Source organism: Longimicrobiaceae bacterium (assembly GCA_035936415.1).
Taxonomy (GTDB): Bacteria; Gemmatimonadota; Gemmatimonadetes; order Longimicrobiales; family Longimicrobiaceae; genus JAFAYN01.
The window spans coordinates 1-12,876 of sequence record DASYWD010000265.1; the positions used below are offsets into that span (position 1 = coordinate 1).

The 12,876-nt window shown below is 73.1% G+C and carries 12 protein-coding genes; 9 read left to right on the plus strand and 3 right to left on the minus strand.

Going from position 1 to position 12,876, the window contains the following annotated elements; genetic code table 11:
• Positions 1-78: 78 nt before the first annotated feature.
• The 6 genes from VGR37_10665 to recG all read left to right on the plus strand — a co-directional run bounded on the left by VGR37_10665 (position 79) and on the right by recG (position 6,206).
• The gene (locus VGR37_10665) at positions 79-1,386 is read left to right on the plus strand and encodes a peptidoglycan DD-metalloendopeptidase family protein (GenBank protein ID HEV2147853.1); all 1,308 of its coding nucleotides are present in this window, start codon (positions 79-81) and stop codon (positions 1,384-1,386) included.
• A complete protein-coding gene (gene hisA, locus VGR37_10670; GenBank protein HEV2147854.1) occupies positions 1,379-2,137 on the plus strand; it encodes a 1-(5-phosphoribosyl)-5-[(5-phosphoribosylamino)methylideneamino]imidazole-4-carboxamide isomerase in 759 nt (252 codons plus the stop codon). The genes VGR37_10665 and hisA overlap by 8 nt, the downstream gene beginning before the upstream one ends.
• Before the next feature lie 445 nt (positions 2,138-2,582).
• Positions 2,583-3,512, plus strand: coding sequence for a signal recognition particle-docking protein FtsY (gene ftsY / locus VGR37_10675; GenBank protein HEV2147855.1), 930 nt, complete (start codon positions 2,583-2,585; stop codon positions 3,510-3,512).
• Between the two features lie 57 nt (positions 3,513-3,569).
• On the plus strand, positions 3,570-3,860 hold the full coding sequence (locus VGR37_10680; protein HEV2147856.1) for a nucleotidyltransferase family protein: 291 nt from the start codon (positions 3,570-3,572) through the stop codon (positions 3,858-3,860).
• Positions 3,784-3,999, plus strand: a complete 216-nt coding sequence (locus tag VGR37_10685; GenBank protein ID HEV2147857.1) for a HepT-like ribonuclease domain-containing protein — start codon at positions 3,784-3,786, stop codon at positions 3,997-3,999. The genes VGR37_10680 and VGR37_10685 overlap by 77 nt, the downstream gene beginning before the upstream one ends.
• A gap of 107 nt (positions 4,000-4,106) precedes the next feature.
• Positions 4,107-6,206, plus strand: coding sequence for an ATP-dependent DNA helicase RecG (gene recG, locus VGR37_10690; GenBank protein ID HEV2147858.1), 2,100 nt, complete (start codon positions 4,107-4,109; stop codon positions 6,204-6,206).
• Between the two features lie 91 nt (positions 6,207-6,297).
• Here the strand turns inward: recG and VGR37_10695 are convergent, their stop codons facing one another.
• The 3 genes from VGR37_10695 to mazG form a co-directional block, all read right to left on the minus strand.
• On the minus strand, positions 6,298-6,900 hold the full coding sequence (locus VGR37_10695) for a hypothetical protein (GenBank protein HEV2147859.1): 603 nt from the start codon (positions 6,898-6,900) through the stop codon (positions 6,298-6,300).
• 24 nt (positions 6,901-6,924) lie between these two features.
• On the minus strand, positions 6,925-8,406 hold the full coding sequence (locus VGR37_10700; GenBank protein ID HEV2147860.1) for a HAMP domain-containing sensor histidine kinase: 1,482 nt from the start codon (positions 8,404-8,406) through the stop codon (positions 6,925-6,927).
• A 147-nt stretch (positions 8,407-8,553) separates the two neighbouring features.
• The gene (gene mazG, locus VGR37_10705; protein ID HEV2147861.1) at positions 8,554-9,363 is read right to left on the minus strand and encodes a nucleoside triphosphate pyrophosphohydrolase; all 810 of its coding nucleotides are present in this window, start codon (positions 9,361-9,363) and stop codon (positions 8,554-8,556) included.
• A gap of 23 nt (positions 9,364-9,386) precedes the next feature.
• Between mazG and alr the strand changes: the two genes are divergently transcribed.
• From alr to VGR37_10720, 3 genes are all read left to right on the plus strand, one after another.
• Positions 9,387-10,547: an alanine racemase gene (gene alr / locus VGR37_10710; GenBank protein HEV2147862.1), complete on the plus strand. Its 1,161-nt coding sequence runs from the start codon at positions 9,387-9,389 to the stop codon at positions 10,545-10,547.
• Positions 10,548-10,632: 85 nt separating this feature from the next.
• Positions 10,633-11,964, plus strand: coding sequence for a hypothetical protein (locus VGR37_10715; GenBank protein HEV2147863.1), 1,332 nt, complete (start codon positions 10,633-10,635; stop codon positions 11,962-11,964).
• Positions 11,961-12,876: hypothetical protein (locus VGR37_10720; protein ID HEV2147864.1), on the plus strand; the 916-nt coding region annotated here is incomplete at its 3' end. The genes VGR37_10715 and VGR37_10720, both read left to right, overlap by 4 nt.

Sequence of the window (12,876 nt, forward strand, 5' to 3'; positions counted from 1 at the left end):
GGCGCGGCTCCCCGGAAGGGGGGCCGCGCCGCTTCGCTTGCGTTGCGCGCCAGACGGTGAACCCGAAACCCTGTCTCCATGTCGAACCCGTATCGTTTCCTCGCGCTCGGCCTCTTCGCCGCGGTCGGCGTCGCGACTGCCGGGAGCCTGGTCCATGCTCCCGCGGAAGAAACGCCACCCCCTCCTCCGCCACTGCTCCTCCCCGTCGCGTACGCGAACCCGGCGGAGGTCGCCTTCCAGGACACGCTCCAGCGGGGCGAGACGCTGTCGGAGCTGCTGCAGCGCTCCCGGCTGGCCGCTGAAGAGGCCGCGGCGCTCCTGGCGGAGCTGCAGGGGGTGCAGGACCCGCGGGCGCTCCGGGCGGGAGCGGTCATCTCGTACCGGAAGTCCTTCACGCGGGGCGAGGTGCGTGGGATGGAGTTCAACCTGGACGCGGACCGGACGCTCACCGTCCGGCGCAGCGGCGACGCCTGGGACGCGGCGGTGGAGGAGGTCCCGGTGCGCACGGACACGGCGGCGCTCGCGGGGGAGGTGCGCTCGTCGCTGTACCAGGCGCTCATGGACGCGGAGGGCGCCGACGTGCCGCGCGAGGAGCGCGAGCGGATCGTCGACGTGGTGGCGGACAAGATCTTCGCCTGGCAGATCGACTTTTCGCGGGACCTCCGCCCGGGGGACAGCTACCGCATCCTGTACGAGCGCCAGGTCCGTCCCGACGGGACCGCGCGCTCCTGGCGGGTCATCGGCGCCCTCTTCGACCTGAGCGGCCGGGAGCACTCGGCGTTCTGGTACCGGCTCCCCGACGGCACGGAGGACTACTACGCCCGCGACGGGGGGTCGCTCCGGCGCGCCTTCCTCCGCGCTCCGCTGGAGTTCCGCCGCATCTCCTCGGCCTTCTCCACGGCCCGCTTCCACCCCATCCTGAAGAAGGCGCGCCCCCACAACGGGATCGACTACGCGGCCGCGGCCGGGACCCCCATCCGCGCGGTCGGCGACGGCGTGGTCGCGAAGGCGGGGTGGGGCGGCGGCTACGGCAACGTGGTGGAGATCCGCCACAGCCGCGGGTACACCAGCCGCTACGCGCACATGCGCGGCTTCGCGAGCGGCATCCGCCCCGGCGTCCGCGTCCGCCAGGGGGACCTGATCGGCTACGTGGGCTCCACGGGCCTCTCCACCGGGCCGCACCTGCACTACGAGTTCCACGAGAACGGGCGCCCCATCAACCCCTCGTCCATCAAGTACCTCACCGGCGACCCCGTGCCGGCGGGCGCGCGCGCCCGCTACCGCACCGCGGTGAGCGCGCAGCTCGCGAAGATGGAGCAGGCCGCGTCTCCCGTCCGCTACGCGGAGGGGGACCGCTCCGCGTCCGCGGCGAAGACAGGTGACTGATCCGCGGCCCCGGCGGGTGGACCTCTTCCCGGCCATCGACCTGCGGCGCGGGCGGTGCGTCCGGCTCGAGAAGGGCGACGCGCAGCGGGAGACGGCCTACGGCGACGACCCCCGGGCGGTCGCGGAGGGGTTCGCGGGGGCGGGGGCGCGCTGGGTGCACGTGGTGGACCTGGACGCGGCCTTCGGCGACGGCTCCAACCGCACACTGATCCGGGACCTGGCCGCGTCCTCCGGGCTCCGCGTGCAGACGGGGGGTGGCCTGCGCTCCGAGGCGGACCTGGAGGAGGTGTTCGCGGCCGGCGTGGCGCGGGCGGTGATCGGCACCGCGGCGGTGGAGAACCCGGAGCTGGTGCGCCGCGCCGTGGATCGCTTCGGCGCGGAGCGGATCGCGGTGGGGCTGGACGCCCGCGGCCGCCGTCCGGCCACCCGCGGATGGACCGAGGAGAGCGGGGCCGACCTCTTCGACCTGGGCCGGTCGCTGGCGGACCTCGGCGCCCGGACCATCATCTACACCGACATCGAGCGGGACGGGATGATGCTGGGGCCCAACCTGCGGACCTCCTCCGAGCTGGCGGCGCACAGCGGGGCGGAGGTGATCGTCTCCGGCGGGATCCGCGGGGTGGACGACGTGGCGGCGGTGGCCCAGGAGGCGCGCGGCGGCGCGGGACTGGCGGGGGTGATCGTCGGGAAGGCGATCTACGAGGGACGGCTGGACGTGGCGGAGGCGCTGCGGAGGATCGTGGCGGATTGACGTTCGCGGGGCGGGTTGCCCCGGAGGTGGCTTTGGCTTCTTTTACCGCACCGGGACGCTTCCGTCCGGTGCGGTTTTTTCGTCCGGGGCTCCGGTGCGTGGCGGTCGGGGGAGGGGGTAGTCTCCGGAAGAAGTGAACTCGCTTCGCTCAAACATCCACTTCTTCCTCCGACCACCCCCACCCCCTCCCTGCGGCCCTCTCCGCGAGGGTGCCGAACTGCAGCTGCCGTGCTCCCCTCTCCCGCTTGCGGGGGAGGGGCCGGGGGAGGGGGCCTGCCGCCGACTCGCTCCGATGCCGCGGCTGACAGGAAGCCCTCCCCCAGAATTGGGGGAGGGTGGCGAGCCTAAAGCGAGCCGGGTGGGGGCCGGGAAGGGGCCCGCACACCCCCGGCCGTTCGGGGTACAGGAGCCGGCGCAGACCACGACTTCATACAGCAACGAGACCATGGCTCGTCTTTTCAGAAAACAGGAGGAGGGGCGGAAATCCCTCTGGGACAAGATCGTAGACTTCGCCCTCACGGACGTCTCCGTGCTGGTGCAGGGGATGGACGAGGGGTCGCTGGAGCGGCTCGAGGAAGTGCTCATCGGCGCGGACTTCGGCGTCCCCGCTACGCTCAGGATGGTCGGCGCGGTGGAGACGCTCGCTGAGCGCGGCATGGTGCGGACGCAGCGTGACTTCCGGCGGGCGGTCCAGGAGGAGATCGTCGACATCCTCTCGAAGGGGAGGTCGGACACGGCGCTCCGCTTCAACTTCGAGGGCGGACCCACGGTCTTCCTGGTCGTCGGGGTGAACGGGGTGGGGAAGACCACCAGCATCGGCAAGCTGGCGCACCGGCTCACCCGGTCCGGCCGGAAGGTCCTGATCGCCGCGGGCGACACCTTCCGGGCGGGCGCCATCGAGCAGCTCCGCCGCTGGTCGGAGCGCGTGGGGTGCGACTTCGTCGGGAGCGAGCCCGGGCGCGACCCGGCCGCCGTGGCCTTCGACGCGCTGGAGGCCGCGGAGCAGCGCGGGGCCGACGTGGTCATCATCGACACCGCGGGGCGGCTGCATACGCAGTACGGGCTTATGAAGGAGCTGGAGAAGGTGCACCGCGTGGTCGCGAAGAAGCTCCCCGGCGCGCCGCAGGAGACGCTGATCGTCCTCGACTCCACGGTGGGGCAGAACGCCATGGCCCAGGTGCGCGCCTTCCAGGAGGAGGTTCCGCTCACCGGGATCGTCCTCACCAAGATGGACAGCACGGCCAAGGGAGGGATCGTCGTCGCCCTCAAGGAGGAGTTCGACCTCCCGGTGAAGTTCATCGGCGTCGGCGAGGGGATCGACGACCTGGAGCCCTTCGAGGCCGGCGTGTTCGCGGAGGAAGTGCTGACCGCGTAGGAGGCCGTGTAGATTCCAGGGACAGCCTGCAGGGCTACGTCGAACGGTCAGGTGGCCATGAGCATCGAGCAGCTCGTTCTGGAGAAGCGGGAGGAGATCCGCCGCATCGCCGAGCGGCACGGCGCGTACAACGTGCGCGTGTTCGGCTCCGTCGCGCGCGGGGAGGCCGGCCCGGAGAGCGATGTGGACCTTCTCATCAGCGTGGGTGAGAAGGTCAGCTCCTGGTTCCCTGGAGGCCTGATCCTCGACCTGGAGTACCTGCTCGGGCGCCGTGTGGACGTCGTTACGGAGTCGGCGCTCCGGCCGGAGCTTCGGCCGTACGTGCTGCGGGACGCGAGGCCGCTTTGAAGGAGGAGTCTCCGGTTTTCGGAACATGCTGGTACACGATTATCTCGGGATCGATCTGGACCGCGTCTGGGCGATCATCGAGCAGGATATGCCCGCGTTGAAGCACGCTGCCGAATCACTCGCCTCAGAGCTGCCGTAGAGGCCGCAGGGAAGAGGGACGAGCCGCCGTATGCTCCGCGCTAGCCGGCTGCTGAGCTGCGGGCCCTCGCTCGCTTCGCTCCCTGTTCCCTATTCCCCGTTCCCCCGATGTCCGCGTACTCCGACCTAGACCGTCCCGTCCAGTTCCTCAAGGGCGTCGGCCCGCGGCGCGCGGGGCTCCTGCAGAAGATGGGGCTCCTCACCGCGCGGGACGTGCTCTACCACGTCCCGCGCCGCTACGAGGACGCGTCCACCATCCAGCGGATCGGCGCGCTGGAGGCGGGGATGGAGGCCAACGTGATCGGGCGGGTGGTCTCGAAGGGGGTGATCCCTACGCGGAAGGGGCTGCGGATCTTCCAGGCGGTGGTGCGCGACGGGTCCGGGCTGATCGAGTGCTCCTGGCCGGGGCAGCCGTACCTGGACCGCGTCATCCAGAAGGGGGACCTCCTCCTCCTTTCCGGCACCGTCCGCTTCTTCCACGGGCGGCAGCTCCAGCCGAAGGAGTTCACGCAGCTCGCCCGCGAGGGCGAGGAGGCGGCGGAGGAGTCCGGGGCCATCTTCCCCATCTACCCCACCACCGAAGGGCTCTCCCACCGGCAGATCCGCGCGCTCGTCGCCGACAACCTGGACGGGCTGCTCCGCTCCGCCGAGGAGGAGGAGATGCTGGACGCGGAGATGCTGCAGCGGCACGACCTCCCCCCGCTCCCGCGCGCGCTGGAGCTGCTGCACCGCCCCGGCTCGCTGGCGGAGGCGGAGCACGGGCGGCGGCGGCTCGCCTTCGAGGAGCTCCTCTTCCTGCAGATCCTGCACGCGCAGGCGCGCCACCGCGCGACGGTCGAGCGGCCGGGGATCGTCTTCGAACGGAGGGACACGCTGGTCCGCCCGTTCTACCAGCGGCTCCCCTTCGCGCTGACCGGGGCGCAGAAGCGCGTCCTCAAGGAGATCGGCGACGACATGAGCTCGCCGCGCCGGATGAACCGGCTGCTGCAGGGCGACGTGGGGTCGGGGAAGACGGTGGTCGCGCTCTTCGCCATGCTGCGCGCGGTGGAGAACGGCTACCAGGCCGCGCTCATGGCGCCCACCGAGATCCTGGCGGAGCAGCACGCCCGCACGCTGGCGAAGCTCCTGGGCGACCTCCCCGTGGGGGTGACGCTCCTCACCGGGCGCCTGGGAGCGAAACAGTACCGCGAGGTCTCCTACCGCATCGCCTCGGGGGAGGCGGGGATCGCGGTGGGGACGCACGCGCTGATACAGGAGCGGGTGCAGTTCGCCAGCCTGGGGCTGGTGGTGGTGGACGAGCAGCACCGCTTCGGGGTGAAGCAGCGCATGGCGCTCTCCGAGCTGGGGACCGTGACCGAAGGGGACCTCCGTATCCACCCGGACGTGCTGGTGATGTCGGCGACGCCGATCCCCCGCTCCCTGGCGCTGACGCTCTACGGGGATCTGGACGTCTCGATCCTCGACGAGCGCCCGCCCGGCAGGCAGCCGGTGCGAACTGCGCTCCGGCCCGAGTCGGCCCGCACCAGGGTGCTGAGGTTCATCCGCGAGCAGGTCGAGGCGGGGCGGCAGGCGTACGTCGTCTACCCCCTGGTGGAGGAGTCCGAGAAGACCGACCTCAAGGCCGCCACCGAGGAGTACCAGCTCCTGAGCGAGCAGGTCTACCCGGACCTGCGCGTGGGGCTGCTGCACGGGCAGATGCCGGGGGAGGAGAAGGACGCCACCATGCGCTCCTTCGCCGCGGGCGAGATCGACGTGCTCGTCGCCACCACCGTCATCGAGGTGGGGATCGACGTCCCCAACGCCAGCGTGATGGTGATCGAGCACGCGGAGCGCTTCGGCCTGTCGCAGCTCCACCAGCTCCGCGGCCGGGTGGGGCGGGGGGCGGCGGAGAGCTACTGCATCCTCCTCGCCGGGGGCGCGGAGGCGGCGGAGCGGCTGCGGATCTTCGCCTCCACCGAGGACGGCTTCGCCATCGCGGAAGCCGACATGCGGCTCCGCGGGCAGGGGGACCTGTTCGGAGCCCGGCAGTCCGGCCTCCCCAGCTTCCGCTTCGCCGACCTGGAAAAGGACGAGGCGCTCCTGTCCCGCGCCCGTGCCGAAGCCCGCCGGATCGTGGAGGAGGACCCGGAGCTGGAGAGCCACCCCCGCATGCGCGAGGCGCTGGACACCCGCTACGGCGAGCGCGCCCGGCTCTTCCACGTCGGCTGAGCACCCCCGCACGAAAAACGGCGCCCCCGCCGGGAGATCCCGGCGGGGGCGCCATTCTACTTTCGCACTCACGCACCTTCGCACTTCCCTCCTACGGCCGCCGCCCCGGGGCCAGCGTGTTCCGGATCCGGTTCAGCTCCTCCCTCTGGCGGCGGATCGTCTCCTCCCGGTCGGCCAGCTCGCGGCGGAGGCGCTGCACCTCGGCGCTGAGCTCCGCCGCCTGCTCACCCGGCACGACGCGGACCGGGCCGGGGACGGTGCGGGTGCGCACCTCCGTCTCGGGCTGGAGCTGCGCCACGCGCTGATCCGGCGGGAGGTTGAGCTGGTTGGCGAGCTCCAGGAAGGTCGTGGCCTCCGGCCGCCGGTGGATCTCCCGCTGCCCGGCGGTGTCGCCCCGGGCGAGGTAGCGGCGGAGGTGCTCGGCGGCGGCCCGGGTGTTCCACCCCGGGTTGCGCGGATCGAGCCGCATCTCGCCCAGGAAGAACACCGCCTCGCGCCCCTCCTCCGTGTCGGGGTAGGTGGACGCCAGCCGCGAGAACGCGCTGTCCGCCGCGGCGAAGTTCCCGGCGCCGAGCGCCAGGTGCGCCTCCCGCCACAGGTCCCTTTCGGCACGGTCGCGGGAGCCGGGCGCGAAGGTGGCGCAGCCGGCGACGAGGAGCACGAGCAGGGGAGCGAGCCCGCGGGTCCAGTTCATCAGATGTCCGTCTTCAGGGGGCGTTCAGGCCGCGCTCGCCATCGGCGGCCGGAGGGGGAGGTCGACCCGGAAGGTCGTCCCCCGACCCTCCCGGCTCTCTGCAGTGATCGTGCCTCCGTGGGCCTCGACGATCTCCTGCGCGATGGCGAGCCCCAGCCCCGATCCCACCGAGCGCGGCTGCGCCTCGTTCTCCACCTGGAAGAACTTTTCGAAGATCTTGGGGAGCTTGTCCGGCGGGATCCCGATCCCGGTGTCCCGTACCTCCACCAGGATCCGTTCGGGGGCGGCGCGCGCCACGAGCCGGATCTGGCCGCCCTGGGGCGTGAACTTGAAAGCGTTGGACAGCAGGTTCCCCAGCACCTCGTTGAGGCGGTCCGGGTCGCCGACCATGGTCTCCGGCACGTCGTCCGCCACCTGGAGCGCGAAGTCGATGCGGTTCTGGATCGCCAGGGCGTCGAAGCCGTGCGCCAGGTCGGCGAGGAAGGGGCGGATCCCGATGTCGCGCAGCTCCAGGCGCCCGCCGCCGGCCTCGAAGCGGCTGATGTCCAGGAGCCGCTGCACGAGCCGGGTGAGCCGGTCGGTCTGGTCGGAGATGGAGGAGAGCGTCTTCTTCTGCGTCTCCGTCACCTCGCCGTAGATGCCGTCCAGGAGCAGGGCGGTGTACCCGCGGATCACGCTCAACGGGGTCTTGATCTCGTGCGAGGCCACCGAGACGAACTCGGCCTTGAGCCGGTCCAGCTCCGAGAGCTGCCGGGTCATGGAGCCGAAGGAGCGCGCCAGGTCGCCCAGCTCGTCGTGCCGCTCGGGGTCCACCCGCACCTCGGGGTCGAAGTCGCCTTCCGCGACCACGGCCATCCCGCGCCGCAGCTCGTCGATGGGGCGGAGCAGGGTGCGCGTCAGCCACCCGCCGATCAGCACGGTCAATGCGAGCGCCGCGGCGAGGGCGAGCGCCGTGGTGGTGAAGGCCTGCCGGGCGATGTCCTGGGCGCGGGCGACCTGCGCCCCGCTCCCCCGGTCGATGGCCTCGCCGATCGGGTCCAGCGCCCGGGTCATCGCGGCGAAGCCGGGCTCCAGCACGTTCGCGCGGAGGGTGTCCGCCTCTTCCACGCGTCCCGCCACCGCGAGCGCGCTCGCCTCCCGGATCGCCTCGCTCAGCTCCTGCCAGCGCCTCTCCGCCGGCGCCGCCTGGCGGCCGTATCCCGCCGAGTCCAGGCGCGCGAACTGCCGGTCCACCTGGTCCACGGTGGCCAGCGTCTGCTCCCGCGCCTCGCCGGCCTCCTCGGGGAAGAGGGCCTGCAGCGCCAGGGAGATCCGCGCCGAGTACTCCACCTCTCCCAGCGCGGTCTGCAGCCGGCCCAGCGCAAGAGAGCCCTCGGTGTCGCGGGTGCGCAGGTCGTGCGCGACCCCCCGCAGCTCCCGCAGCGACCACACGCCGTAGATGGCGGGCGCCACGAGGATGCAGGCGATCGCCACGAGGGTGAGGACGATCCGCTGCCGCAGGCTCATCCGGCCCCGTCCTTCACCGGACCGGGGGCGCAGGCACCGCACCGGGGGACGCCGTCGTACGTGAGGGAACCGCTCATCCGTTCTGCAGGGGAGGGTGGAAATGTCGCGCGGCCGCGGGAACGCCGGGAGTGGACCGCAAGGATCGTGTCATCCCTTTTCCCCGCGCTTCACCTCGTCCCACAGAGCGTCCAGCTCGCCCAGCGAGGCCTGCCCCAGCACGATTTCCCGCTCCCGGGCCAGACGCTCCAGGGCGGCGAAGCGCCCGGAAAACTTTGCGTTGGCGCGCGAGAGAGCGGTCGTGGGGTGCACCCGGGCCAGGCGCGCCAGGTTGACCACGGAGAAGAGGAGGTCGCCCATCTCCTCTTCCAGCCGGTCGGCGTCCGCCGACGCCAGCTCCTGGCCGACCTCCTCCACCTCCTCGCGCACCTTCTCGAACGCGCCGCCGGGATCCGGCCAGTCGAAGCCCACCTCCGCGACCCGCTCCTGGATCCGGTAGGCCCGCAGCAGGGGATCCATCCCGGCGGCGAGACCGTCGAGCAGACCGCGCGCCCCTCCGTACTCCCCGCGCGCGGCGCGCTCCCGGGCCTTGATCGCCTCCCACGGCTCGGGGTCGCCCAGGCCGTACAGGTGGGGGTGGCGGCGGCGCATCTTTTGCTCCAGGCCCGCGACGACCTCCTCCCGCCCGAACGCGGCCCGCTCCTCCGCGAGGACGACCTGGAAGGCCAGGTTCAGGAGCAGGTCTCCCAGCTCGTCGCGGAGCCCGGGGTCGTCCCCCGCGCCGATCGCCTCCACCACCTCGTGCGCCTCCTCCAGCAGGAGCGGCTGCAGCGTGGCGGGGGTCTGCGCCGCGTCCCACGGACAGCGGGCGCGAAGGAACTCGACCAGCGCCAGGGCACGGTCGAGGACGCCCCTGGAAGCGGGGCGCGGAGGCTGGTTTTCTGCTTGCGTGCTCTCCACGGTCGGCCTATACTACTCGGCTTGTGTCCAGTCCGTCAACGCCTCTCCGCTCCCGCGCCTGGGTCGAGGTAGACCTCGCCGCGCTCCGCCGCAACCTGCGCCGCGTCCTGGACGCTGTGGGCCCGGGGGTGGCGGTGGTCCCCATGATCAAGGCCGACGCCTACGGGCTGGGGATGCGGCCGGTGGCCGAGGCGCTGGAGCGGGAGACGGCGCCCGGCGGGCCGTGGGCCTTCGGAGTGGCGGCCGTCGCCGAGGGCGAGGCGCTCCGCGAGGCGGGGTGGCGCGGGCGGGTGCTGCTGTCCGCGCCTGCGCCACCGGACGAGCTGCCGCGCGCCGCGCGGGCCGGATTGTCTCCCAGCATCTCCAGCCTGGAGGCGCTGCGGCGCTGGGCGGACGAGGCGGCGGAGGCCGGGCGGCGGCTCCCCTTCCACCTGGAGGTGGACACGGGGATGGGACGCGCCGGTCTCCCCTGGACGGAGGCCGCGGAGTGGGGCCCGGTGGTGGCGGAGATCGCCGGGGACCGGCTCTCCTGGGAGGGCTGCTTCACCCACTTCCACTCGGCCGACGAGCCGGACCTGTCCGCCACCGACCGGCAGTGGGAGCGGTTCCGCCATGCGCTCTCCCTCCTCCCCCCGGCGGAGGGGGATGCCCCCCGTGTGGTCCACACCTCCAACAGCGCCGCCTCGCTGCGCCGGGCCGGCTACGGGTGCGACCTCGTGCGCCCCGGGATCTTCCTGTTCGGGGGAGAGGCCGGCGCGGAGGTGCGCCCGGAGGCCGTGGCCTCGCTGCGCGCGCGGATCGCGCTGGTCCGCCGGGTGCCGGCGGGCACCACGGTGGGCTACGGAGCCACCTACACGGCCGCGGAGCCGGAGGTGTGGGGGACCGCGGCGATCGGCTACGGCGACGGGCTGCGCCGCGCGCTCGGCCCCGCCGGGGGGGAGGCGATCGTGCGCGGAGCACGCGTCCCGATCGTCGGAAGGATCTCCATGGACGTGACGGTGTTAAACCTGTCCCGCGTCCCCGGCGTCCAGCCCGGGGACGTGGCGACCTTCATCGGGCGGGACGGCGGCGAGGAGATCCGGGTGGACGAGGTGGCGGAGCGCTGCGGCACCATCTCGTACGAGATCCTCACCGGCCTCACTCCCCGCCTCCCGCGGGTTTACCCGGGGGCGGAGATCCCGTGAGCCGCGCCCCCGCACGTCCCGCGGAGCCCCGGCGCGGTGGACCCACGCGGTCCGCCGCGCGATACCATTCAGAGCGGAAGAATTGATGCGACGTCGTTTCAGTCTCGGGAGGGCGCTGGCCTCGGCCGTGCTCCTGACCCTTCCGGCGGTCGCCTGCACGGACGACCCGCCCACGGCCGGCGGGGTGGACCTGTTCCCGGGCGGCACCCTCCCCGCCACCTTCCAGGTGGTCCTCCCCGCGGACAGCGTCACGCGGCTGCTCGGCACCTTCAGCGGGTACACCGGGCCCGAGGACGCGGGCTTCCTCGTGGTCGCCAACGAGTTCGACGGGAGGTTGAACTCCAACGCGCTGATCCGCCTCGCGGGCTTCCCCACCTCGGTCACGTTCACCCAGGGCGGCACGTCGAAGACGGACAGCGTGTTCACCTTCGGGCGGGGGACGCTGGTCGCCCGGCTGGACTCGCTGGCGTCCACCTCGGCGGGGCCCATCGACCTGCAGCTCTTCGAGGTGGGCCAGCCCTGGGACCCGGCGACTGTGTCCTGGCAGTTCGCAGTGGACACCGTCGGCGGCCGGGTGCCGTGGACGCGGCCGGGGGGCTCGCGCGGCGCGCTCCTTTCCACCGTGCGGCTCCCCGCGGGGGCAGGGGTGCAGGGAGACTCCGTGCTCTTCGCGCTCGACTCGCTCACGGTGAAGCGCATCTCCGCCCCGGACTTCCCCGGCTTCCTGCTCACCGCGGCGGGGGCGCAGGGCCGGGTGCAGCTGGGCGCCTCCGGGATCCAGCTCCGGACCGGGGTGCACCCGCAGAGCGCCTCGCCGGACACGCTGGTGCCCGTGACGGTGTCGTCGGGGGCGCTCGCCTTCATCTTCGACCCGGACCAGCCGTCGGCTCAGGGGGTCTGGGAGGTGGGGGGGATCCGCTCGGCGCGCACCCTGTTCCGGCTGCAGCTCCCGAGGACGCTCCCGGTCTGCCGCGGCGGCGCCTGCACGCAGGTCCCGCTCCGCCAGCTGACGCTGAACGAGGTGTCGCTCCTGCTGGACCCGGTCCCGGTTCCGAACGGGTTCCGCCCGGTGGGCCCGGTTCCGATCGCCGTGCGGCGCGTCACCGAGCCCGAGCTCGGCCGCCGCGCTCCGCTGGGGGCGGTCGTCAACCAGCCGGTCGGCCTCACCGCCGCCCGCACGCTGGTCTTCGGCGGCTCCCAGTTCATGCCCGGCGACAGCCTGCACGTGGTGCCGATCACCTCGTTCGCCGCGGACCTGGCGGCCTCCGACAGCACCGGCGCGTCGCTCGCGCTGCTCAGCGACCCCGGGACGCTCTTCGGGGTGCCGGGGGCGCTGAGCTTCGGGCCCGCATGGTTCGCCGCCACCCCGCGCCTCCGCATCGTGTACACGGCCCCCGAGAGGCTGGTCCTGCCATGACGAAGCCGCAGAAGCACCGTTTCCGCGCCGCCGCGGCGCTCGTCGCGGTGGGCGCGGCGCTGCTGGGGGCGAGCGCCCCCGCCGCCGCGCAGTCGCTCTTCGCCAGCCGTGGGCTGGGATACGTCAACCCGCCGGTGGACGGCCGCGCGCTGGCGCTCGGCGGGGTGGCCCTGGGGCTCCCCGGCGGGGGGCTCTCGCTGGTGAACCCGGCGGCGATCGCCGCCTACCCGGCCCCGGCGATCTCCTTCGCCTTCCAGCCGGACTTCTACGACAGCACCCTCCCGGGAGACGCCGCCGAGGGGAGCACCGCGCGATTCCCGCTGCTCCACGCGGTCTTCCCGTTCCGGACCCGGTGGACCTTCTCCGCCGCCTTCGGCTCGTACCTGGACCAGAACTGGGCGGTGGAGCGGACGGACACGCTCCGCCTCCCGGGGCGCAGCGTGGGCTTCACCGACCGGTTCGCCTCGCGGGGCGGGGTGACCCGACTGCGCCTGGGGACGGCGTACTCCGTGACGGAGCGCCTCTCCGTGGGCGTGGCCGGCGACCTGTACAGCGGCGGGGCGCGGGACACGCTCAGCCGGCGCTTCGAGCGCCCCGACACCGTGGTTCCCGGCCGGGTGGACCTGCTCCCGGCCGCCTTCGCCGGGGAGTGGTCGTACCGGGGTGTGGGCGGCTCCGTGGGCGTCCGCTGGGTGGCGAGCGACGCCCTGAACCTGGGCGCCGCGGTCACGATGGGCGGCACGCTGGAGGCCCGTCCCGCCCAGGACTCCGCGGGCGTGCCCGCCGGGAAGGAGTACGCCCTCCCCCTCACCTTCGACGTGGGCGCGAGCGGCCGGGTGGCGCCGCGCGCCGTCGTGGCCCTGGGCGCGCAGTGGGCGGGGTGGTCCGCCGCCGACGCGGACCTGGCCGAGG